Here is a 21,792-nt window from a genome sequence, read left to right on the forward strand (position 1 = left end):
GTCGGCCCCTCCCGGCCCCACGCGCCCCCACACCCACTCGTCTCCCGAGGTACGCACGCCATGACCCAGCCGCCCCAGCCACCGCAGCAGCCACCCAACGAACCGCCGAACACGCCCCCGCCCGCCGGTCCGCCCTCCGGTGGGTTCGGCGCGCCGCAGGACCCGCCGCCGGGAGGGTTCGGCCGGCCGGCCCCGCCGCCCGCGGACCCCTTCGGCAAGCAGCCGGAGCAGCCGCCGCAGCAGCCCGCCGCCCCGCAGGGCATGCCCGCCGGGGGCTACGGCACCCCGCCGCCGGCCGGTGGCTACCCCACCCCGCCCGCGCCGCAGCCCAACGGGTACGGCTACCCGCAGGCCCCGCAGCAGGGTTACGGCTACCCGCAGGGGCCCGCCGGGCAGCCCGGGCAGCCCGGGATGCCCCAGCAGGGTTACGGCTACCCGACCCAGCCGATGCAGCCGCAGTACGGGGCCCCGCAGCCGGCCGGCGACGGCGGCAGGAAGTTCTCCACCCAGATGCAGATCATCGTCGCCGCGGCCGTCGCCGTGGTGCTGATCATCGGCGGCGGGATCATCTACGCCTCCACCGGCGACGACAAGGGCGGCACGGACGAGGCCTCCTCGTCCGGCGCCACCGGCGGCGAGGCCAAGGGCGGCGAGGGCGGCCTGGCCGGCGGCAAGGAGAAGGCGCCCGCCAACACCAAGTCCAAGGTCGCCTTCCAGTTCCCGGAGCCGGTGGTCACCGACATCACCACGGTCGCGGGCTCCTGGGTCACCGACAAGGCGTACGTCAAGTCCGGCATCGCCGAGGTCACCGGCTACGACCGCGACAAGGGCACCAAGCTCTGGTCCTTCCCGCTCGCCGGCGAGATCTGCTCCGTGTCCCGGCACATGAGCAAGGACTACAAGGCGGCCATCGTCTTCCAGGAGACGAAGGCGACCAAGGAGAACAAGTACCCGTCGTGCAACCAGGTCGGCGCGATCGACCTGAGCGCCGGCAAGCTCCTGTGGAGCAAGAGCGTCACCTCCGCCACCGGCGGTGACCGGCCGATCCGCTTCGACGAGGTCACGCTCAGCGGGACCACCGTCGCCGCGGGCGGAACCTCCGGCGGCGCGGCCTTCAACCTGGCCGACGGCGCCTCGCTCTGGAAGCCGAAGGTCGGCGCGGACGGCTGCTACGACCGCGGCTACGCGGGAGGCGAAGCCCTCGCCGTGGTCCGCAGGTGCGGCACGTCCGACAGCCCCCAGCTCACTGTGCAGGCGCTGAACCCGACGACCGGCGCGCCGCTGTCCTCGTTCCAGATGCCCGCGGGCGTCGACTACGCGAGCATCGTCTCCACCAAGCCGCTGGTGGTCGCGGCCGACGTCGGCGACACCGCCGGCGACGGCAGCAGCATCTCCGACTTCTTCTCGATCGACGCGGCCACCGGCAAGCTGATCGTCCGCATCCCCGCCGACGCGGACAAGTACGCGGCGGAGTGCGGCTCCACCGACGTCGAGCAGTGCTCGAACATGGCCGTCGGTAACAACCGGCTCTACCTGCCGACCGAGAGGCACGACGGAACCAGCGAGTACGGCGACACGAACGAGGTCGTCGCCTTCGACCTGGCCACCGGAAAGCTCCTCGGCGGCCGGGCGGACGCGGGCGACCGCCACACCCTGACGCCGCTCCGGATGGACGGCACCAGCATCATCGCCTACAAGGAGGGCCCGTACGACAAGGGCGGGCAGGTCGTCTCCATCGACGGCGAGACCTTCAAGCAGACCCTGCTGATGGAGAACCCGAGCGACGAGACCGTCCGGGAGGCGGAGAAGCGGTTCAACATCGGCTCGGCCGAACTCCTCTACAGCGACGGCCGCTTCTACATGGCGGGCAGGTCGGTCCACAAGCCCAGCACCGTCAACCCCGACGAGAAGCGCTACCTCGTCGTCGCCTACCGCACCGACTGATCACCGCGCTCTCCCCGGGGAGCGTCCCGCAGTGCCAGGCCCCGCCGGTCGATCACCTCACCGGCGGGGCCGATCGCTTTCCGCCCGTGAAGTGATCGCGAACTGCCGGTCAACGAGCCATGAACGCAGGTCGACCGGGACCGAATGGCGCAGAATTCGGCATTCCGGGGGGCTTCTCCCACGTAAGGGCGGCGCGGCGTCGAACAAGCGTGTAACTTGCCGGGGCAGGAGTCCGGGGGGCCGGGCGTACAGGGGCTTTGGGGGTGAGGACCGTGGGTGTGCGGCTCATGGTGGTCGACGATCACCGGCTGCTCGCCGAGGCACTCGCCTCGGCGCTGAAACTGCGCGGGCACCGGGTGCTCGCGGCGGCGGCGCCGACGTCCGGGGCGGCGGAGCTGGTCGTCGGCAGGGCCCCGGAGGTCTGCCTGTTCGGTACGGCCTCGCCCGCCGCCCCCGGGGTCTTCGACCCGATCACGCGCATCGGCCGGGAACGCCCGCAGGTGGCGGTGGTGGTCCTCGGACCGGTGCCCAGTCCGCGCGGGATCGCCGCGGCGTTCGCCGCCGGGGCCGCGGGGTACGTCCGGCACGACGAGCGCATCGAGGGCGTCGAGCGGGCCATGCTCAAGGCGCGGGCGGGGGAGAGCGCCATCGCCCCGCAGCTGCTGCGGGGCGCCTTCGCCGAACTGCTCAACCCGACGGCCCAGCCCGACGACGAGGGGCGGCGGCTGCTGCGGATGCTGACGCCGCGCGAGGCGGAGGTGCTGGTGCGGGTCGCCGAGGGCGAGGGCACCCGGCTGATCGCGGCCGGCATGGACATCGCCCCGAGCACCGCACGCACCCACGTCCAGCGGGTCCTGATGAAGCTCGGCGTCGGATCCCGCCTGGAGGCGGCCGCCCTCGCGGCCCGTACGGGACTGCTGGAGAGGGCCGCGGACGACGGCGGCACGCCGCAGGGGCCGTACATCCCTGGACAGCGCGGGTGACGTACGGCCCCTGCGGGCACGGCGGACGAGCGGTGGGGCGGGTCAGCCCGCGCCGGACTCCTGCTTCGGGCCCGGGCCCCCCGGGTCCGGGTCGGTTTCCGGGGCCTCGGCCGGGCGCAGCTTCATCCAGACCAGGAAGAACAGGCCGAGCGCCAGCATGGCGAGACCCGTCCACAGGTTGATGTGGACGCCCTCGGCCTTCTTCAGGTCGGCGTCGGACGGGCTGACGCCGGCGATGGTGACGATCACTCCGTAGACCACGAACAGGCCGCCGATGATCCGCCGGATGTCGAAGAGACGGGCGGCGGTGGCGGACTTGCGCTCCAGTTCGGAGACTTCCTTGTGCAGGTCGGACTTGCGCGGGCCGGACGTGCGCGGGTCGGGCGTGTGCGGGTCGGACATGGTGAGTGCCTCCGATCAGAACGAGTAGGGGATGTAGCAGGCGGCGGCGAGGACGACCGCGCCCCAGCCGAGCAGTGCGGGCTTGCGGTACCAGGCGCTGTCGGCCTCGTCGAGCGCCTCGTCGGGGTCCGGCGATTCGGTCCCGTACACCAGCCCGGCCAGCTCCGCTTCGGGCTTCGGCGCGGTGAAGAGGGTGACGGCGACCATGACGACGGCTCCGGCGACGAATCCGACGATCGCGGAGACGAAGTTGGCGCCCTGGTCGGACGGGATGTCGATGATCCCGCCCTTGTAGATCCAGAAGTAGTTGACCATCGCGGCCCCGGTGCCCGCGACCAGGCCCCAGACACCGGACTTCATGGAGGCCCGCTTCCAGAACATGCCGATGATGAAGACGACGAACATCGGGACGTTGAAGAACGAGAACAGCGTCTGGAGGTAGCTCATGATGTTCGAGAAGCTGGCGGCGATGAACGCCGTGCCGATCGAGGCCAGCACACCGATCGCCGTGATCAGCCGCCCGAACCGCAGGTAGTAGGCGTCCGGCTTGTCCTTCACCACGTACCGCTGCCAGATGTCGGTGGTGAACACCGTGTTGAACGAGGACACGTTGGCCGCCATGCCCGCCATGAACGCGGCGAGCAGACCGGTCACCGCGATGCCGAGCACGCCGTTGGGCAGCAGCTCCTGCATCAGCAGGGGTATGGCGTCGTTGTAGGTGAGGTCGGAGTCCGGGGTGCCGATCTTCGGCACGATCACGGCGGCGACCAGGCCCGGGATCATCACCGCGAAGACGATGAAGATCTTCGGGAAGGCGGCGATCAGCGGGGTGCGCTTGGCGGCGGAGAGGTTCTTCGCGGACAGGGCGCGCTGCACCTCGGCGAAGTTCGTCGTCCAGTAGCCGAAGGACAGCACGAAGCCGAGGCCCAGGATGATCGTCAGCCAGTTGGCGCCCAGCGGGTTGGCGTCACCGATGCCGGTGCCGCCCCAGGCGGTCATGAAGTCCCCGCCGTGCTGCTTGGTCAGCGAGTCGCTCATCGCGTCCCAGCCGCCGACCCGCTTCAGGCCGAGGACGGTGAGGGGGATCAGCGCGGCGAGGATGACGAAGAACTGGAGCACCTCGTTGTAGATCGCCGAGGAGAGTCCGCCGATCGTGATGTAGACCAGCACGAACAGGCCCGCGACGACGATCGCGACCCACTGCGGCCAGCCCAGCAGCGCTTCCACGACGATGGACAGGGCGTAGAGGTTGACGCCCGCGATGAGGATCGCCGCGAAGGCGAAGAGCACGGAGCTGAGCAGGTGCGCGGACTTGTCGAACCGCTGGAGCAGGAACTCCGGCACGGAGCGCACCTTGGAGCGGTAGTAGAACGGCATCATCACCAGGCCGAGGAAGACCATGGCCGGGATCGCGCCGATCCAGTACCAGTGCACCACCGCGACGCCGTACTGCGCGCCGGTGGCCGCCATGCCGAGGATCTCGGTGGCGCCGAGGTTGGCCGCGACGAAGGCGAGCCCGGTCACCCAGGCGGGCAGGGACCGTCCGGAGAGGAAGAAGTCGAGGCTCGTCCTCACACTGGCACGGGCCGCGAAGCCGATGCCGAGCACGACGACGAAGTAGATCGCCAGGATGGCGTAGTCGAGCCCGTTCGTGGGGAGCCGGAGCCCTTCGGCAAGTGTGTGCATGGGGGGTACTCGCTTCGTTGCGCGAACTGAACCCGTCGGAACTTACGCCTCTGTGTTCGAGAAATGAACAGTCTCGTTGGGGTTCTTTGTTCGATCGTGATCGAGCGCGGGTGAATGTCCGGGTATGTCGTCGGTGTGCCGTCGGTATGCCATCCGGAATCGCGGAATGCTCGCGGATGCTCGCGGCCATTGACGCGCGTGTTCGTCTGTGATTTGTTATGTGCGATTATGTTGGGAGGATCTGGTGGAGGACCCTGGTGAAGAAGACGGTTACGACCCTCGCCGACGGCCGTGAGCTGATCTACTACGACTCCGCCGACGACACCGTCCGCGACGCCGTCGACCACCGCCCGCTGGATCCCGTCTCGACCTCGTCCGAGATCCGTCGCGACCCCCTGCTCGGTGACGCGGTCGCCGTCGCCTCGCACCGCCAGGCGCGCACCTACCACCCGCCGGCCGACGCCTGCCCGCTCTGCCCCACGCGCGACGGGCGGGTCGGCGAGATCCCCGACAGCGACTACGACGTCGCCGTCTTCGAGAACCGCTTCCCCTCCCTCGCCGGCGACTCCGGCCGCTGCGAGGTCGTCTGCTTCACCGCCGACCACGACGCGTCCTTCGCCGACCTCACCGAGGAACAGGCCGCCCTCGTCCTCGCCGCCTGGACCGACCGCACCGCCGCACTCGCCGCACTCGACCAGGTCACCCAGGTCTTCTGCTTCGAGAACCGGGGCGCCGAGATCGGCGTGACCCTCGGCCACCCGCACGGCCAGATCTACGGCTACCCCTTCGTCACCCCGCGCACCGAGCTGATGCTCCGCTCGGCCGCCCGCCACCGCGAGGAGACCGGCCGCAACCTCTTCGACGACGTGGTCGCCCGCGAGGAGAAGGACGGCTCGCGCATCGTCCTGGCCACCGACCACTGGGCAGCCTTCGTCCCGTACGCGGCCCACTGGCCCTACGAGGTCCACCTGTACCCCCGCCGCCGCGTCCCCGACCTGCGGGAGCTGGACGAGCGGGCGCGGACGGAGTTCCCCCAGGTCTATCTGGAACTGCTGAGGCGCTTCGACCGGATCTTCGGACCCGGCGAGCCGCCGACCCCGTACATCTCCGCCTGGCACCAGGCGCCGTTCGGGGTCCCCGGACGGGACGACTTCGCCCTGCACCTGGAGCTTTTCACCATTCGCCGGACCTCCGGCAAGCTGAAGTTCCTCGCGGGGTCCGAGTCCGGCATGAGCGTGTTCATCAACGACGTGCCGCCGGAGGCCGCGGCCGAGCGACTGCGAGAGGTAGCGAGCAAGTGAGCGATTCCCCGAAGGCCGGCGAGCTCCCGAAGAAATACCTGGTCACCGGCGGCGCCGGCTACGTCGGGAGCGTCGTCGCCCAGCACCTGCTGGAGGCCGGGCACACCGTGACCGTCCTGGACGACCTCTCCACCGGCTTCCGCGCGGGCGTCCCGGCCGGAGCCGCGTTCATCGAGGGCCGCGTCCAGGACGCCGCCCGCCACCTCGACCCCTCCTACGACGGAGTCCTGCACTTCGCCGCCTTCTCCCAGGTCGGCGAATCCGTCGTCGACCCGGAGAAGTACTGGGTCAACAACGTCGGCGGCACCACCGCCCTGCTCGCCGCGATGCGCGAGCACGGCGTGCGCACCCTCGTCTTCTCCTCCACCGCCGCCACCTACGGCGAACCGGCCTCCAGCCCCATCACCGAGACCGCCCCCACCGCCCCCACCAGCCCCTACGGCGCGTCCAAACTCGCCGTCGACCACATGATCAGCGGCGAGGCCACCGCCCACGGCCTGGCCGCCGTCTCGCTGCGCTACTTCAACGTGGCCGGGGCCTACGGCAGCTGCGGCGAACGCCACGCGCCCGAGTCCCACCTCATCCCGCTGGTCCTCCAAGTGGCCCTGGGGCAGCGCGAGTCGATCTCCGTGTACGGCGACGACTACCCCACCCCCGACGGCACCTGCGTCCGCGACTACATCCACGTCGCCGACCTCGCCGACGCCCACCTGCTGGCCCTTCAGGCCGCCGCCCCCGGCGAGCACCTCATCTGCAACCTCGGCAACGGCAACGGCTTCTCGGTCCGCGAGGTCATCGAGACCGTCCGCAAGGTCACCGGCCACCCCGTCCCCGAGACCGCCGCCCCCCGCCGCGGCGGCGACCCGGCCGTCCTCGTCGCCGCCGCCGCCACCGCCGTCGAGCGCCTCGGCTGGCAGCCCTCCCGCGCCGACCTGGCCGGAATCATCGCCGACGCCTGGCAGTTCGCCCGCCGAGAGGACACGACCACCCCATGACCGAGACCACCGCCCCGCCCACGCCCCGCGCGGAGCCGGACGGGACCGACCCCGCCGCCACTTTCGCGGAGCCGGACGCGACCGACCCGCCCACGCCCCGCGCGGAGCAGCCCGGGACCGACCCCGCCGCCACCTTCTCCGAGCTGTACGGGGGCGAGCCCGACGGCGTCTGGGCGGCACCCGGACGAGTGAACCTGATCGGCGAGTACACCGACTTCAACGACGGCTTCGTCATGCCGCTCGCCCTCCCGCACACCGCCGTCGCGGCCGTCTCCCGCCGTGACGACGGCGTCCTGCGCCTGTACTCCTCCGACGTCCCCGGCGGCGTCGTCTCGCTCCGCGTCGACGAACTCGCCCCGCACTCCGGCCACGGCTGGGCCGCCTACCCCGCCGGGGTGCTCTGGGCGCTGCGCGAGGCCGGGCACCCGGTCACCGGGGCGGACATCGCACTGACCTCCACCGTGCCCACGGGCGCCGGGCTCTCCTCCTCGGCCGCCCTCGAAGTCGTCACCGCACTGGCCCTGAACGACCTCTTCCACCTCGGCCTCACCGGACCCGAACTGGCCGTCGTCGGCCGCCGCGCCGAGAACGACTTCGTCGGCGTGCCCTGCGGGATCATGGACCAGATGGCCTCGGCCTGCTGCGTCGAGGGCCACGCCCTCCACCTGGACACCCGCGACCTCTCCCTGCGCCAGGTCCCCTTCGACCTGGCCGCCCAGGGCCTGACGCTGCTGGTCGTCGACACCCGGGTCAAGCACGCGCTCGGCGACGGGGCGTACGCGGAGCGCCGGGCCGGCTGCGAGGAGGGCGCCCGGCTGCTCGGCATACCGACGCTGCGCGACCTGCCGTACGCCGGTCTCGACGCGGCGCTCGCCACGCTCGCCGACGCCGGGGCGGCCGAGTCCGTGATCCGCTACGTACGCCATGTCGTCGGCGACAACCGCCGGGTCGAGCAGGTCATCGCGCTGCTCGACGCGGGCGACGTCCGCGCCGCGGGCCCCGTCCTCAACGACGGCCACCGCTCGCTCCGCGACGATCTGCGGGTCTCCTGCCCCGAACTGGACCTGGCCGTCGAGGCGGCGAACGAGGCCGGGGCGCTCGGTGCCCGGATGACCGGCGGCGGCTTCGGCGGCTCGGCGGTCGTCCTGGTCGAGGCGGCGGCGGCCGGCACCGTGGCCAAGGCCGTCAGCGAGGCGTTCGCGGCGGCCGGACACACGGCCCCGGGGATCTTCGACGCCATCCCGTCGGCCGGGGCGCGCCGACTGCGCTGACCCCGCCGCGGAGCCCCGCGTTCACAGGTCCTTGACCAGACGGCTCGTTGCCCCGCGTTCACAGGTCCTTGACCAGGATGAACTCGGTGACGCCCGGCGGGTAGTCCGCGACCCGGCCGATCTCCTCGTACCCCTGTCCGCGGTAGAAGCCGGGGGCCTGGAAGTCCCAGGTCTCCAGCCGCGACCGGGTGCAGGCGCGCTCGGTGCGGGCGGTCCGTTCGGCCTCGGCGAGCAGCCGCGCGCCGAGACCGGAGCCCCGGTGCGGGGCGTCGACCCAGAGCAGATCGACGTGCAGCCAGTACGCCCAGGTCCGCCCGGTCAGCCCACCGGCCAGGGCCCCGTGCTCGTCCAACGCCCAGACCTCCAGCGGCACTTCGTGCTCGGCGGGGGTGGAGAGCAGCGCACGCAGGCCGGCCGCGGCCGCGATGTTGTCCTCGTGCAGACGCCCGCTCAGCAGAATGCGACGTTCTTTGTCTACTTCTGTCTCAAGACGGAACATGAAGCACACCCTAAACACCCGGGGTGAACACCCGGGGCGACCAGTTCGGCGAATCGCCTTCCCCCCGTGGCCCCCACCCGTACGCTGATGCTCAGCACCGGTGGGGGCCGGTGCTCATTCAGGGGAGCGAGAGAGCCGGGTACGGCGCCCGGGGGCGGGGCGGCAGGCGGTGCGAAGGCGGCGGCCGGAGCACAGCGCGCCGCGCCGATCCCTCCGGACGCCGTACCCGCAGCTGTCCGCCCCCACCGATGGGGGTTCTGTGGCGCGTATCCGGGTCCTGGTGGTCGACGACCACCGCATCTTCGCCGAGTCGCTCGCGGCGGCCCTCGCGGCCGAGCCCGACGTGGACGTGTCCGCTGCGGGCAGCGGCCCGGCCGCGCTGCGCGCCCTGGAGCGTGCCGCCACCGAGGGGCGCGGTTACGACGTGCTGCTGGTGGACGCCGAGTTGGGCGCCCTGACGGCCGGCGGCGCGCACGCCGTCCCCGTGCCTCGGCAGGAGGAGACGGGCGTCGTCGACGGCATCTCCCTGGTCGCCGGGGTCAGTTCGGGCCGGCCCGCCGTCCGGTCGGTGGTGCTCGCCGAGAAGGACGATCCGCGGGCCGCCGCACGGGCGCTCCAGGCGGGCGCCTCGGGCTGGGTGGCCAAGGACTGCTCGCTGCAGCGGCTGCTGGCGGTGATACGGGGCGTGCTGCGCGACGAGACGCATCTGCCGCCCGCGCTGCTCACCGGCGTACTGCGGGAGCTGACCGCCACCCGCAAGCACCGCACCGAGAGCGAGCGGCTGGTGGAGGCGCTGACGCCGCGGGAGCGGGAGGTGCTGCGCTGCATGGTGGCGGGACTCGGCCGCAAGGCGGTCGCCGAGCGGCTGTTCCTCTCCCCGCACACGGTGCGCACCCATATGCAGAACGTGCTGGGCAAGCTAGGAGTGCACTCGACGCTGGCCGCGGTGGCACTGGCCCGCCGGGCGGGGGTCGGCCCCGCAGAGCCGACGATGCGTCCCCTAAGTGGGAATGTTGTCGAACGGGGCGGTCAACTGGCGCAGTAGCCCGGCCAGTTCGCCGCGCTGGTGGCGGGAGAGCTCGCCGAGGATGGCGCGTTCCTGGTCGAGCAGTCCGGCCAGCGACTGGTCGGCCCTGTCCCGCCCCTCGGCCGTGAGCCGGACGAGGACGCCGCGCCGGTCGCTCGGGTCGGGCAGCCGCTCGACGAGGTTCTTCTTGGTCAGCCGGTCGATGCGGTTGGTCATCGTGCCCGAGGTGACCAGGGTCTGGGTGAGCAGTTGCCCGGGGGAGAGCTGGTAGGGGGCGCCGGCCCGGCGCAACGACGTCAGCACGTCGAACTCCCACGGCTCCAGGTTGTGCTCGGAGAAGGCTATGCGGCGGGCCCGGTCGAGGTGGCGTGCCAGGCGGGAGACGCGGCTGAGCACCTCGAGTGGTTCCACGTCGAGGTCGGGGCGCTCTCGGCGCCATGCAGCGACCAGTCGGTCGACCTCGTCCTCCATATCGATCAGTGTAGAGGGTCCCTCGACATGAAGTCTCTTGAATTCAAGTGTCTTGACATCAAGAGATTCTCGGCGTGATCCTGTTCCCCATGACCGCACCCGACCAGCCCTCCTGGGACCCGCAGCAGTACCTGCGCCACGCCGACCACCGCACCCGCCCCTTCCACGATCTCCTGGCCCGCATCGGCGACCTCCCCGGCCACCCCGCACCCCGCATCGCCGACCTCGGCTGCGGCGCGGGCAACGTCACCGCCCTCCTCGCGGACCGCTGGCCGGCCGCCCGGATCACCGGCTACGACACCTCGCGCGCGATGCTCGCCGAAGCCGCCGCCCACGCCCGGCCGCCCCTGCTCGACTTCGCCGAGGCCGACGCCGCGACCTGGACGCCCACCGAGACGTACGGCCTGATCGTCTCCACCTCCGCACTCCAGTGGATCCCCGGCCACGCCGACCACTTCCCCCGCTGGCTCGACGCCCTCGCCCCCGGCGGAACCCTCGCCTTCCAGCTCCCCGGCAACTTCACCGCCCCCAGCCACACCCTCCTGGCCGCCCTCCGCGCATCCGACCGCTGGCGCCCCCTGCTCCACGGCAGCGGCGACCGCACCGCCTCCGCCCTGGACCCCGTCGACTACCTCACCCGCCTCCGCGACCTCGGCTGCACGGCCGACGTCTGGGAGACCACCTACCTCCAGACCCTCCACGGCGACGACGCGGTCCTCGACTGGGTCAAGGGCACCACCCTGCGCCCCGTCCTCACCGCCCTCGCCGACGACCCGGCGGCCCGCGACGCGTTCCTCACCGAATACCGCGACCTGCTCCGCGAGGCCTACCCGCCCGGCCCGTACGGCACGGTCTTCCCGTTCCGCCGCATCTTCGCGGTCGCCCGCAAGGAGCCGGACGCGTAACCGGCGCTCTACAGCTCCTTGAGCGCGTCCGCCGAGACGTCGATGTCCACCGGGAACGGCACACCCGTCTTCAGCCGGTCGTGATGGATCCCGGTCAGCGCGTACGCCTTCGTCACCGGATCCAGCTCATAGACCCGCACGACGGGGTGCGGGTCGGTGCCGGTCATCTCCACGAGCCAGAAGTGCGGGATGCCGGCGGTCGCGTACTTGTGCGGCTTGGCCTCACGGTCGCGGGCCTCGGAGTCGGGGGAGACGACCTCGACGGCGAGGAGGACGTCGGCGGCCTGGTACCGCGTCACGTCGAGCCCTGTGATCGCCTCGGTCCGCACGACGGAGACATCCGGCTCCGGAGCGTTCCGCCGATCCAGCACTACGGTCATCTCCCGGCGCACCCTCACCTCCGGGGGCGCCGTACTGCGCAGTCCTGTCACCAGCAGATCGATCATCGTGCTGTGAAAGTCTCGCTGCGGACTCACGAAAACCAGGCTCCCGTCGATCAGCTCTGTGTGCGGCGGGAGATCGGGCAGCGTGAACAGATCGTCCACGGTGTATCCGTCCTGCGGGGGCACCGGCCAGCGGGAGCTGTGCGCGGTGGTCGGCTCGGCGGTCATGGTTCCTCCCATGGACGAATCCTCTGCCCTCCCGACCACCCTACGGCGGGAAATCCGCACCCGTCATCACAACGGGTGACGACGTACGGAAGGGTCGCGCGGTCAGCTCTTCCGGTGCCCTATCAGCCGAGGCTTCGCCTCCAGGTTCTCCAGCCCGTGCCAGCACAGATTCACCAGATGCGCGGCCACCTCGGCCTTCTTCGGCTTGCGCACGTCCAGCCACCACTGGCCCGTCAGCGCCACCATCCCCACCAGCGCCTGCGCGTACAGCGGGGCCAGCTTCGGATCAAAACCCCGAGCCTTGAACTCCAGGCCCAGGATGTCCTCCACCTGCGTGGCGATGTCACTGATCAGCGACGCGAACGTGCCCGTCGACTGCGCCACCGGCGAATCCCGCACCAGGATCCGGAAACCGTCCGTGTACGACTCGATGTAGTCCAGCAGCGCGAACGCCGCCTGCTCCAGCAGCTCGCGCGGATGGCCCGCCGTCAGCGCCCCCGTCACCATGTCCAGCAGCCGGCGCATCTCGCGGTCGACCACCACCGCGTACAGGCCCTCCTTGCCGCCGAAGTGCTCGTACACCACCGGCTTGGACACCCCGGCACGCGCCGCGATCTCCTCCACCGACGTGCCCTCGAAACCCTTGTCGGCGAAGAGGGCGCGCCCGATGTCCAGCAGCTGCTCGCGGCGCTCCTTGCCCGTCATCCGGACCCGCCGGGCCCGGCGGGAGGGGGAGGTCCTGCTCTGCTCGCTGCTCGTGCTGCCGTCGGTCGCCACGTCGTCAATCATGCCGCGTCAGCCGGAACGGACATGCGCCGGGAGTCGATACGCTCGGCATCCGGCCACCGCACATCCGTGGCCCAGCCCAGCATCTCGAACCAGCGGATCAGCCGGGCGCTGGAGTCGATCTGCCCCCGCATCACCCCGTGCCGGGCACTCGTCGGGTCCGCGTGGTGCAGGTTGTGCCACGACTCGCCGCACGACAGCACCGCCAGCCACCACACGTTCCCCGACCGGTCACGGGACTTGAAGGGCCGCTTGCCCACCGCGTGACAGATCGAGTTGATCGACCAGGTCACATGGTGCAGCAGCGCCACCCGCACCAGCGAACCCCAGAAGAACGCCGTCGCCGCACCCCACCACGACATCGTCACCAGGCCGCCGACCAGCGGCGGAATCGCCAGCGAGACGATCGTGAAGGAGAGGAAGTGGCGCGAGATGCCCCGGATCGCCGGGTCCTTGATCAGGTCGGGGGCGTACTTCTGCTGCGGCGTCTGCTCCTCGTCGAACATCCACGCGATGTGCGCCCACCACAGCCCCTTCATCAAGGCCGGCAGGCTCTCCCCGAACCGCCACGGCGAATGCGGATCACCCTCCGCGTCCGAGAACCGGTGATGCTTGCGGTGATCGGCCACCCACCGCACCAGGGGCCCCTCCACCGCCAGCGAACCCATCACGGCCAGCGCGATCCGCAACGGCCGCTTCGCCTTGAACGAACCGTGCGTGAAATACCGGTGGAAGCCGATCGTGACCCCATGACAGCCGATGAAGTACATCGCCACCAGCAGCCCCAGATCCAGCCAGCTCACCCCCCGGCCCCACGCCAACGGCACCGCCGCGACCAGGGCCGCGAACGGCACCACGATGAACGCCAGCAGCGCGAACTGCTCGATCGACCGCTTCTTGTCGCCGCCCAGCGTGCCGGGCGGCAACGAGGCCCCGGCCGCACCGGGAGGCTCGGTCTCGTCGATCACATGAGGGGTGCTCGCCATGGGGGGATACCTCTGAGGGTGAGGGAGAAGACGCGGACGGCCGTGGCTACGGTTCCGTAACCTACGGCTTGGTAAGTATGGCAGTGACGGGCACCACAACACGAGAGGCCACTCCAACCCGTCCCACGCGATACCCCGCCCGCCCACGGGGTAAGGGGACAGGGGCCCGGGTGTCCCGGGCGGCGACCGCGACCCCCGTCGGGCCCACGGACACGCCGCCTGCGACGACACCTATCCTGGGAGCGTCGGACAGCGCGGTCCGCACCCGCTCGTCGGGGCGTGGCGACAGCACCGCTGCCAGCCGCAGGGCCCCGGACCCCGCCACCCGCCCCCACCACCACCCACATGGGGACGGCGAAGCGAACGCACCTCCTCATTCACTGCAAGGAGCCGCACACTGTGAGCAGTGCCGACCAGACCCCTGCCGCCAGCCCCGCGCTGCGCGCCGACATCCGCCGCCTCGGCGACCTCCTCGGCGAGACCCTCGTCCGCCAGGAGGGCCAAGAGCTCCTCGACCTCGTCGAGCGGGTCCGCGCCCTGACCCGCACCGACGGCGAAGCCGCCGCCGAACTCCTCGGCGACACGGACCTGGAGACCGCGGCACAGCTCGTGCGCGCCTTCTCCACCTACTTCCACCTCGCCAACGTCACCGAGCAGGTCCACCGCGCCCACGAGATGCGCGACCGCCGCGCGGCCGAGGGCGGCCTGCTCGCCCGCACCGCCGACCGGCTCAAGGACGCCGACCCCGAGCACCTCCGCGAAACGGTCAAGAACCTCAACGTCCGGCCCGTCTTCACCGCACACCCCACCGAAGCCGCCCGCCGCTCGGTCCTCAACAAGCTCCGCCGCATCGGGGCCCTCCTGGAGACCCCGGTCATCGAGGCCGACCGCCGCCGCCTGGACCTCCGCCTCGCCGAGAACATCGACCTCATCTGGCAGACCGACGAACTCCGCGTCGTCCGCCCGGAGCCCGCCGACGAGGCCCGCAACGCCATCTACTACCTCGACGAACTCCACGCGGGCGCCGTCGGAGACGTCCTGGAGGACCTCGCCGCCGAACTGGAACGCGTCGGCGTCGAACTGCCCGCCGGCACCCGCCCCCTCACCTTCGGCACCTGGATCGGCGGCGACCGCGACGGCAACCCCAACGTCACCCCCGCCGTCACCTGGGACGTCCTGATCCTCCAGCACGAGCACGGCATCACCGACGCCCTGGAGATGATCGACCACCTCCGCGGCCTCCTCTCCAACTCCATCCGCTACGCCGGAGCCACCGAGGAACTCCTCACCTCCCTCCAGGCCGACCTGGAGAACCTCCCCGGCATCAGCCCCCGCTACAAGCGGCTCAACGCCGAAGAGCCCTACCGCCTCAAGGCCACCTGCATCCGCCAGAAGCTCGTCAACACCCGCGAGCGCCTCGCCGAAGGCACCCCCCACCGCCCCGGCTGCGACTACCTCGGCACCGCCGAGCTCATCGCCGACCTGGAACTCATCCAGACCTCCCTGCGCGCACACAAGGGCGGCCTCTTCGCCGACGGCCGCATGGACCGCACCATCCGCACCCTCGGCGCCTTCGGCCTCCAGCTCGCCACCATGGACGTACGCGAACACGCCGACGCCCACCACCACGCCCTCGGCCAGCTCTTCGACCGGCTCGGCGAGGAGTCCTGGCGCTACACCGACATGCCCCGCGACTACCGGCAGAAGCTCCTCGCCAAGGAACTCCGCTCCCGCCGGCCGCTCGCCCCCACCCCCGCCCCGCTCGACGCCGCCGGCGAGAAGACCCTCGGCGTCTTCCACACCATCAAGCAGGCCTTCGAACGCTTCGGCCCCGAAGTCATCGAGTCCTACATCATCTCCATGTGCCAGGGAGCCGACGACGTCTTCGCCGCCGCCGTCCTCGCCCGCGAAGCCGGACTCGTCGACCTCCACGCCGGCTGGGCCAAGATCGGCATCGTCCCGCTCCTGGAGACCACCGACGAACTCAAGGCCGCCGACGTCATCCTCGACGCCATGCTCGCCGACCCCTCCTACCGCCGCCTCGTCTCCCTGCGCGGCGACGTCCAGGAGGTCATGCTCGGCTACAGCGACTCCTCCAAGTTCGGCGGCATCACCACCTCCCAGTGGGAGATCCACCGCGCCCAGCGACGCCTCCGCGACGTCGCCCACCGCTACGGCGTACGCCTGCGCCTCTTCCACGGCCGCGGCGGCACCGTCGGCCGAGGCGGCGGCCCCTCCCACGACGCGATCCTCGCCCAGCCCTGGGGCACCCTGGAAGGCGAGATCAAGGTCACCGAACAGGGCGAGGTCATCTCCGACAAGTACCTCATCCCCGCCCTCGCCCGCGAGAACCTGGAACTGACCGTCGCGGCCACCCTCCAGGCCTCCGCCCTGCACACCGCACCCCGCCAGTCCGACGAAGCCCTCGCCCGCTGGGACGCGGCCATGGACACCGTCTCCGACGCGGCCCACGACGCCTACCGCAAGCTCGTCGAGGACCCCGACCTGCCCGCGTACTTCCTCGCCTCCACCCCCGTCGACCAGCTCGCCGACCTGCACCTGGGCTCACGGCCCTCCCGCCGCCCCGGCTCCGGCGTCTCCCTCGACGGCCTGCGCGCCATCCCGTGGGTCTTCGGCTGGACCCAGTCACGGCAGATCGTGCCCGGCTGGTACGGCGTCGGCTCCGGCCTCAAGGCCCTGCGCGAAGCCGGACTCGACACCGTCCTCGACGAGATGCACGAGCACTGGCACTTCTTCCGCAACTTCCTCTCCAACGTGGAGATGACGCTCGCCAAGACCGACCTGCGCATCGCCCGGCACTACGTCGACACACTCGTCCCCGACGAGCTCAAGCACGTCTTCGACGCCATCGAGGCCGAGCACGCCCTGACCGTACGGGAAGTCCTCAAGGTCACCGGATCCACCGAACTGCTCGGCACCAGCCCGGTACTCCAGCAGACCTTCGCCATCCGCGACGCCTACCTGGACCCGATCTCCTACCTCCAGGTCTCCCTGCTGGCCCGCCAGCGCCAGGCGGCCGAGCGCGGCGAAGAAGCCGACCCGCTGCTCGCCCGCGCCCTGCTCCTCACCGTCAACGGCGTCGCGGCAGGACTCCGCAACACCGGCTGACCGTAGAGGACGTACGGACGTACGGACGTACGGAAGGACGGACGCACGGAAGGCCCCCGGGGCGGTCCCGCTACAGCGCGACGAACGTCGCCACCAGCAGGACCGCCCCCGCCGTACCCACACCCCACGCCGTCCGCGACATCCGCAGCCCGCCGCCGATCACGAACGCGGCCAGCACCATCGCCCCGCCCAACGGCACCCACGCATGCAGAAAGCCCGGCAACCCCGTGCGGACCACCGCATCGGAACCGGGCTTCACCACGACAGCGAAACGCTCCCCCTCCCGCGCCGCGACCGACCGGTCCACGCTCACCCGCGGACGCTCCCGCGACACCGCGTCCGGCTCGAACGAACCGGTGCACGTCTCCTCGCCGCACCCCGTCACCGTCACCGTGCCGTGGTCACGCCCCTTGGCCAGAACAATGTGGTGCGCCGTGTTCCACGACGACCACGCACCGGCGACCAGAAGCACCAGGACGACCAGCCCCATGGCCACCCGACGGCCCGCGAGCGCCGCACGCTGCGAAGAGCTCCGTTTCATGGGGGCCGATCCTTGGCCAGACCCCCACCCGCGGTCAACCTGTGGCCGAAAAACGCCCCACCAGGGAAGGGAATGTCAGGAGTTGTGGAGGGAGGAGGCAGGGCGCCTCAGGAGCTGTGGCGCCTCAGGAGTTGTACGCGCTCTGCGCCCGCTCCAGCCCCTCCGCCAGCAGACACTCCACCGCGTCCGCCGACCGGTCCACCAGGAACGCCAACTCCTTGCGCTCGGTCGACGAGAAGTCCTTCAGCACGAAATCCGCGACCTGCATCCGCCCCGGCGGCCGCCCGATCCCGAACCGCACCCGGTGATAGTCCGGACCCATCGCCTTCGTCATCGACTTCAGCCCGTTGTGCCCGTTGTCACCGCCACCCAGCTTCAGCCGCAACATCCCGTAATCGACGTCCAGCTCGTCATGGACCGCCACGACATGATCCGTCGGCACCTTGTAGAAGTCCCGCAGCGCCGTCACCGGCCCGCCCGACAGATTCATGTACGACATCGGCTTCACCAGGATCACCCGGCGGCTCCCCGGACCCGGCGGACCCATCCGCCCCTCGACGACCTGCGCCTGCGCCTTCTGCGCCCGCTTGAACTTCCCGCCGATCCGCGTCGCCAGCAGATCGGCGACCATGAACCCGACGTTGTGCCGGTTCGCCGCGTAGTCGGGGCCGGGATTGCCCAGGCCCACGATGAGCCAGGGGTCGGTGGCGTCGGACATCAGCGCTCGGTCTCCTCGCACGCAGGGGGACAGCAGGGACAGCAGGAACGGCACGCAGGCAGGGCAGGCATGGCAGACATGGCAGGCAAACGGGGCGGCGGCTCCCGGAAGGGAACCACCACCCCGTCAGTCAAGCAGGTGGAACGCTGAGCGGTACGGCTCAGGCCTCGGCAGCTTCGCCGGCCTCGTCCGCGGACGGCTCCTCGGCCTGCGCGGCGACGACCTGGATCACGATGGCGTCCTCGTCACCGGCGAGCACGGAGCCCTTCGGCAGCTTGATGTCCTTCGCCTGGATCGAGTCACCGGCGTCCAGACCCGCGACGGAGACCGTCACGGACTCGGGGATGTGGGTGGCCTCGGCCTCGACGAGCAGCGTGTTCAGCACGAACTCGAGCAGGTTGGCGCCCGGCGCCAGGTCGCCCTCGGCGTGCACCGCGATCTCGACGTTGACCTTCTCGCCGCGCTTCACGGTCAGCAGGTCGACGTGCTCGATGGTGCTGCGAAGGGGGTGACGCTGCACAGCCTTGGGGATGACCAGCGCGTCCTTGCCGTCGATCTCCAGACCGATCAGGACGTTCGCCGTACGCAGCGCCAGCAGCAGCTCGTGACCCGGCAGCGTGACGTGAACCGGCTCGGCGCCGTGGCCGTAGACGACCGCGGGAACACGGTTGGCGCGACGCACACGGCGGGCGGCGCCCTTGCCGAACTCGGTACGGACCTCGGTGGCGAGCTTGATCTCAGCCATGGTTGCACTCCTCGTCAGGTGGGTGAGCCGTCGGGAGACGGAACACGAACGGTCACCCGGCCCACGACAGGCCTGCTACGAAGAGCGCGTCGATAACGGACCGCCGTACACACAGGTACGGCCTCCCTCGCCGAGCAACTCGCTGAGTCTACCCGGCGGGGAGGCCGCACCCCAAAGTGGATCACCAGAGAGTGATCGTCACCGCTGTCAGCCCTGCTCCTCGAAGAGGCTCGTCACCGAACCGTCCTCGAACACCTCACGCACCGCACGCGCGATCGTCGGCGCGATCGAGAGCACCGTGATCTTGTCCAGCTCCAGTTCACCCGGGGTCGGCAGCGTGTCCGTGAACACGAACTCGCTCACCTTCGAGTTCTTCAAACGGTCCGCCGCCGGACCCGACAGCACCCCGTGCGTCGCCGTCACGATGACGTCCTCCGCACCGTGCGCGAACAGCGCGTCCGCTGCGGCGCAGATCGTGCCACCGGTGTCGATCATGTCGTCGACCAGCACACAGACCCGGCCCTCGACGTTGCCCACGACCTCGTGGACCGAGACCTGGTTCGGCACATCCTTGTCACGACGCTTGTGCACGATCGCCAGCGGCGCGTCCAGCCGGTCGCACCAACGGTCGGCGACCCGCACCCGGCCCGCGTCCGGCGACACGATCGTCAGCTTGGAACGGTCGACCTTCGCGCCCACGTAGTCCGCCAGGATCGGCAGCGCGAACAGGTGGTCCACCGGGCCGTCGAAGAAACCCTGGATCTGGTCCGTGTGCAGATCGACGGTGAGGATCCGGTCCGCACCCGCCGTCGCCATCAGATCCGCCACCATGCGCGCCGAGATCGGCTCACGGCCACGGTGCTTCTTGTCCTGGCGGGCATAACCGTAGAACGGCACGATCACCGTGATGGAGCGGGCCGAAGCGCGCTTCAGCGCGTCCAGCATGATCAACTGCTCCATGATCCACTTGTTGATCGGAGCCGTGTGGCTCTGGATCAGGAAGCAGTCCGCGCCACGTGCCGACTCCTGGAACCGCACATAGATCTCACCGTTGGCGAAATCGAAGGCCTTCGTCGGCACGAGACCGACTCCCAGCTGATGGGCGACCTCCTCGGCAAGCTCGGGGTGGGCGCGGCCGGAGAAGAGCATCAGTTTCTTCTCGCCGGTCGTCTTGATCCCGGTCACAGCACAGTCTCCTCAGACGTGTATCTGGCGCTGCACGCATAGGTCCCGATGTGCAACGAGCCAGCCGAAATGGGTGAGCATCTATCACGGTACGCCGTCACCGGCGCACCTGTTTCCGGTCAGCTTTACCCGTCGGTCTCCCGCGACGACGCCTGAGCGGCCTGCGCGGCGGCGCTGCCCGGCCGCTTCCGGGCCACCCAACCCTCGATATTCCGCTGCTGGCCCCGCGCCACGGCCAGCGAACCGGCGGGCACGTCCTTGGTGATGACCGACCCGGCGGCGGTGTAGACCCCGTCCCCGACCGTGACGGGCGCCACAAACATATTGTCCGAACCGGTACGGCAGTGAGAACCGATCGTCGTGTGGTGCTTCGCGACACCGTCGTAGTTCACGAAGACGCTCGCCGCACCGATGTTGGTGTGATCACCGATCGTCGCGTCACCGACGTAACTCAGATGCGGGACCTTGGTCCCTTCCCCGATCGTCGCGTTCTTCATCTCCACGTACGTACCGGCCTTGGCCTTCGTCCCCAGCCGGGTACCCGGCCGCAGATAGGCGTACGGGCCGACGAGCGCCCCCGCCCCGATCTCCGCCGAGTCCGTCACGGAGTTGTCCACCCGGGCGCCGGACCCGACGACGGTGCTCTCGATCCGCGAGTTCGGCCCCACCTCGCTGTCCTCCGCGAGATGCGTGGTCCCCAGCAGCTGGGTCCCCGGGTACACGACCGCGTCCCGCTCGTACGTCACCGTCGCGTCGATCAGCGTGGACGACGGGTCCACCACGGTCACGCCCGCGAGCATCGCCCGCTCCAGCAGCCGCTCGTTGAGCAGCCGGCGCGCCTCGGCCAGCTGGAGCCGGTTGTTGATGCCGAGGATCTCCCGGTGGTCGCCCGCCACGGAGGCCCCGACCCGGTGCCCGGCCTCGCGCAGGATGGACAGCACGTCGGTGAGGTACTCCTCGCCCTGGCTGTTGTCGGTGCGCACCTTGCCCAGCGCGTCGCCCAACAGCCGCCCGTCGAACGCGAACACCCCGGAGTTGATCTCCCGGATCGCCCGCTGCTCGGCGGTGGCGTCCTTGTGCTCGACGATCTCGGTGACGGCACCGGTGGCGGGGTCGCGCACGATGCGCCCGTAGCCGGTGGAGTCGGGGACCTCGGCGCTCAGGACGGTGACCGCGTTGGCGTCGGCGGCGTGGGTGGCGGCGAGCGCGCCGAGCGTCTCACCGGACAGCAGGGGAGTGTCGCCGCAGACGACGATCACGGTGCCCTCGACGGCGCCGCCCAGCTCCTCAAGACCCATGCGGACGGCGTGCCCCGTCCCGTTCTGCTGCGCCTGGAACGCGGTGCGCACGGGGGCGTCGCCGGCGTTCAGGTGCGCGGTGACCTGCTCACTGGCATGGCCGACGACCACGACGAGGTGCTGGGGGTCCAGCTCACGGGCGGCGGCGACGACATGTCCGACGAGCGAGCGCCCGGAGATCTCGTGCAGGACCTTGGGTGTCTTCGACTTCATGCGGGTGCCCTCACCCGCTGCGAGGACGACGACGGCTGCCGGGCTGGTTGCGCTCACGGATGTGCCCTTCGGCTTCGGGTGGTGGTCATCCGCAGG

At 70.7% G+C, this 21,792-nt stretch carries 20 protein-coding genes; 8 read left to right on the forward strand and 12 right to left on the reverse strand.

Annotation, left to right across the window (positions count from 1 at the left end; translation table 11 throughout):
• Positions 1–60 precede the first annotated feature (60 nt).
• Both D581_RS0134625 and D581_RS0134630 read left to right on the forward strand, forming a co-directional pair.
• A complete protein-coding gene (locus D581_RS0134625) occupies positions 61–1,944 on the forward strand; it encodes an outer membrane protein assembly factor BamB family protein (protein ID WP_018961705.1) in 1,884 nt (627 codons plus the stop codon).
• 272 nt (positions 1,945–2,216) lie between these two features.
• A complete protein-coding gene (locus D581_RS0134630; protein WP_026291168.1) occupies positions 2,217–2,927 on the forward strand; it encodes a helix-turn-helix transcriptional regulator in 711 nt (236 codons plus the stop codon).
• A gap of 42 nt (positions 2,928–2,969) precedes the next feature.
• On the opposite strand, the gene D581_RS0134635 is transcribed toward D581_RS0134630, so the two are convergent.
• A complete protein-coding gene (locus tag D581_RS0134635; RefSeq protein WP_018961707.1) occupies positions 2,970–3,329 on the reverse strand; it encodes a hypothetical protein in 360 nt (119 codons plus the stop codon).
• A gap of 15 nt (positions 3,330–3,344) precedes the next feature.
• Positions 3,345–5,015, reverse strand: coding sequence for a sodium:solute symporter family protein (locus D581_RS0134640; RefSeq protein WP_018961708.1), 1,671 nt, complete (start codon positions 5,013–5,015; stop codon positions 3,345–3,347).
• 257 nt (positions 5,016–5,272) lie between these two features.
• Here D581_RS0134640 and galT point away from each other — a divergent pair, with 257 nt between their 5' ends.
• From galT to galK, 3 genes are read left to right on the forward strand one after another with little or no spacing between them, the layout of a single operon-like run.
• Complete coding sequence (gene galT, locus D581_RS0134645; protein WP_018961709.1) at positions 5,273–6,316, forward strand: galactose-1-phosphate uridylyltransferase; 1,044 nt, start codon at positions 5,273–5,275, stop codon at positions 6,314–6,316.
• On the forward strand, positions 6,313–7,311 hold the full coding sequence (gene galE, locus D581_RS0134650; protein ID WP_018961710.1) for a UDP-glucose 4-epimerase GalE: 999 nt from the start codon (positions 6,313–6,315) through the stop codon (positions 7,309–7,311). The genes galT and galE overlap by 4 nt, the downstream gene beginning before the upstream one ends.
• On the forward strand, positions 7,308–8,582 hold the full coding sequence (gene galK, locus D581_RS0134655; protein WP_018961711.1) for a galactokinase: 1,275 nt from the start codon (positions 7,308–7,310) through the stop codon (positions 8,580–8,582). The genes galE and galK overlap by 4 nt, the downstream gene beginning before the upstream one ends.
• A 58-nt stretch (positions 8,583–8,640) precedes the next feature.
• Here the strand turns inward: galK and D581_RS0134660 are convergent, their stop codons facing one another.
• Positions 8,641–9,081 carry a GNAT family N-acetyltransferase gene (locus D581_RS0134660; RefSeq protein WP_018961712.1) on the reverse strand — a complete coding sequence of 147 codons (441 nt, stop codon included), beginning with the start codon at positions 9,079–9,081 and terminating at the stop codon, positions 8,641–8,643.
• Positions 9,082–9,340: 259 nt separating this feature from the next.
• Here D581_RS0134660 and D581_RS0134665 point away from each other — a divergent pair, with 259 nt between their 5' ends.
• Positions 9,341–10,126 carry a response regulator transcription factor gene (locus tag D581_RS0134665; protein WP_018961713.1) on the forward strand — a complete coding sequence of 262 codons (786 nt, stop codon included), beginning with the start codon at positions 9,341–9,343 and terminating at the stop codon, positions 10,124–10,126.
• Here D581_RS0134665 and D581_RS0134670 read toward each other — a convergent pair.
• The gene (locus tag D581_RS0134670) at positions 10,082–10,579 is read right to left on the reverse strand and encodes a MarR family winged helix-turn-helix transcriptional regulator (RefSeq protein ID WP_018961714.1); all 498 of its coding nucleotides are present in this window, start codon (positions 10,577–10,579) and stop codon (positions 10,082–10,084) included. The two genes, D581_RS0134665 and D581_RS0134670, sit on opposite strands and share 45 nt — an antisense overlap.
• Positions 10,580–10,668: 89 nt before the next feature.
• Between D581_RS0134670 and D581_RS0134675 the strand changes: the two genes are divergently transcribed.
• Positions 10,669–11,484, forward strand: coding sequence for a trans-aconitate 2-methyltransferase (locus D581_RS0134675; RefSeq protein WP_026291171.1), 816 nt, complete (start codon positions 10,669–10,671; stop codon positions 11,482–11,484).
• A gap of 8 nt (positions 11,485–11,492) precedes the next feature.
• On the opposite strand, the gene D581_RS0134680 is transcribed toward D581_RS0134675, so the two are convergent.
• The 3 genes from D581_RS0134680 to D581_RS0134690 all read right to left on the reverse strand — a co-directional run bounded on the left by D581_RS0134680 (position 11,493) and on the right by D581_RS0134690 (position 13,867).
• Positions 11,493–12,095, reverse strand: coding sequence for a Uma2 family endonuclease (locus tag D581_RS0134680; RefSeq protein WP_018961716.1), 603 nt, complete (start codon positions 12,093–12,095; stop codon positions 11,493–11,495).
• A gap of 102 nt (positions 12,096–12,197) precedes the next feature.
• On the reverse strand, positions 12,198–12,884 hold the full coding sequence (locus D581_RS0134685) for a TetR/AcrR family transcriptional regulator (protein ID WP_026291172.1): 687 nt from the start codon (positions 12,882–12,884) through the stop codon (positions 12,198–12,200).
• Positions 12,881–13,867, reverse strand: coding sequence for a fatty acid desaturase (locus D581_RS0134690; RefSeq protein WP_018961718.1), 987 nt, complete (start codon positions 13,865–13,867; stop codon positions 12,881–12,883). The genes D581_RS0134685 and D581_RS0134690 overlap by 4 nt, the downstream gene beginning before the upstream one ends.
• 399 nt (positions 13,868–14,266) lie before the next feature.
• Here D581_RS0134690 and ppc point away from each other — a divergent pair, with 399 nt between their 5' ends.
• On the forward strand, positions 14,267–16,996 hold the full coding sequence (gene ppc / locus D581_RS0134695; RefSeq protein ID WP_018961719.1) for a phosphoenolpyruvate carboxylase: 2,730 nt from the start codon (positions 14,267–14,269) through the stop codon (positions 16,994–16,996).
• Positions 16,997–17,066: 70 nt separating this feature from the next.
• Here ppc and D581_RS0134700 read toward each other — a convergent pair whose 3' ends face one another.
• The 5 genes from D581_RS0134700 to glmU form a co-directional block, all read right to left on the reverse strand.
• The gene (locus D581_RS0134700; protein ID WP_018961720.1) at positions 17,067–17,537 is read right to left on the reverse strand and encodes a hypothetical protein; all 471 of its coding nucleotides are present in this window, start codon (positions 17,535–17,537) and stop codon (positions 17,067–17,069) included.
• 124 nt (positions 17,538–17,661) lie between these two features.
• Complete coding sequence (gene pth, locus D581_RS0134705) at positions 17,662–18,255, reverse strand: aminoacyl-tRNA hydrolase (protein WP_018961721.1); 594 nt, start codon at positions 18,253–18,255, stop codon at positions 17,662–17,664.
• Between the two features lie 160 nt (positions 18,256–18,415).
• Positions 18,416–19,000, reverse strand: coding sequence for a 50S ribosomal protein L25/general stress protein Ctc (locus D581_RS0134710; protein WP_018961722.1), 585 nt, complete (start codon positions 18,998–19,000; stop codon positions 18,416–18,418).
• A gap of 207 nt (positions 19,001–19,207) precedes the next feature.
• Positions 19,208–20,185, reverse strand: a complete 978-nt coding sequence (locus D581_RS0134715; protein ID WP_015609053.1) for a ribose-phosphate diphosphokinase — start codon at positions 20,183–20,185, stop codon at positions 19,208–19,210.
• 125 nt (positions 20,186–20,310) lie between these two features.
• Positions 20,311–21,753, reverse strand: a complete 1,443-nt coding sequence (gene glmU, locus D581_RS0134720) for a bifunctional UDP-N-acetylglucosamine diphosphorylase/glucosamine-1-phosphate N-acetyltransferase GlmU (protein WP_026291173.1) — start codon at positions 21,751–21,753, stop codon at positions 20,311–20,313.
• Between the last annotated feature and the right edge of the window lie 39 nt (positions 21,754–21,792).

The organism is Streptomyces sp. CNB091 (assembly GCF_000377965.1).

Excerpts from the sequence above, each read along its gene's own strand:
- D581_RS0134685 (WP_026291172.1), bottom strand. The coding sequence starts at position 12,884 with ATGATTGACGACGTGGCGACCGACGGCAGCACGAGCAGCGAGCAGAGC.
- D581_RS0134660 (WP_018961712.1), bottom strand. The coding sequence starts at position 9,081 with ATGTTCCGTCTTGAGACAGAAGTAGACAAAGAACGTCGCATTCTGCTG.
- pth (WP_018961721.1), bottom strand. The coding sequence starts at position 18,255 with ATGTCCGACGCCACCGACCCCTGGCTCATCGTGGGCCTGGGCAATCCC.
- D581_RS0134625 (WP_018961705.1), top strand. The coding sequence starts at position 61 with ATGACCCAGCCGCCCCAGCCACCGCAGCAGCCACCCAACGAACCGCCG.
- D581_RS0134700 (WP_018961720.1), bottom strand. The coding sequence starts at position 17,537 with ATGAAACGGAGCTCTTCGCAGCGTGCGGCGCTCGCGGGCCGTCGGGTG.
- D581_RS0134675 (WP_026291171.1), top strand. The coding sequence starts at position 10,669 with ATGACCGCACCCGACCAGCCCTCCTGGGACCCGCAGCAGTACCTGCGC.
- D581_RS0134680 (WP_018961716.1), bottom strand. The coding sequence starts at position 12,095 with ATGACCGCCGAGCCGACCACCGCGCACAGCTCCCGCTGGCCGGTGCCC.
- D581_RS0134690 (WP_018961718.1), bottom strand. The coding sequence starts at position 13,867 with ATGGCGAGCACCCCTCATGTGATCGACGAGACCGAGCCTCCCGGTGCG.
- galK (WP_018961711.1), top strand. The coding sequence starts at position 7,308 with ATGACCGAGACCACCGCCCCGCCCACGCCCCGCGCGGAGCCGGACGGG.
- D581_RS0134710 (WP_018961722.1), bottom strand. The coding sequence starts at position 19,000 with ATGGCTGAGATCAAGCTCGCCACCGAGGTCCGTACCGAGTTCGGCAAG.
- D581_RS0134670 (WP_018961714.1), bottom strand. The coding sequence starts at position 10,579 with ATGGAGGACGAGGTCGACCGACTGGTCGCTGCATGGCGCCGAGAGCGC.
- D581_RS0134635 (WP_018961707.1), bottom strand. The coding sequence starts at position 3,329 with ATGTCCGACCCGCACACGCCCGACCCGCGCACGTCCGGCCCGCGCAAG.
- D581_RS0134640 (WP_018961708.1), bottom strand. The coding sequence starts at position 5,015 with ATGCACACACTTGCCGAAGGGCTCCGGCTCCCCACGAACGGGCTCGAC.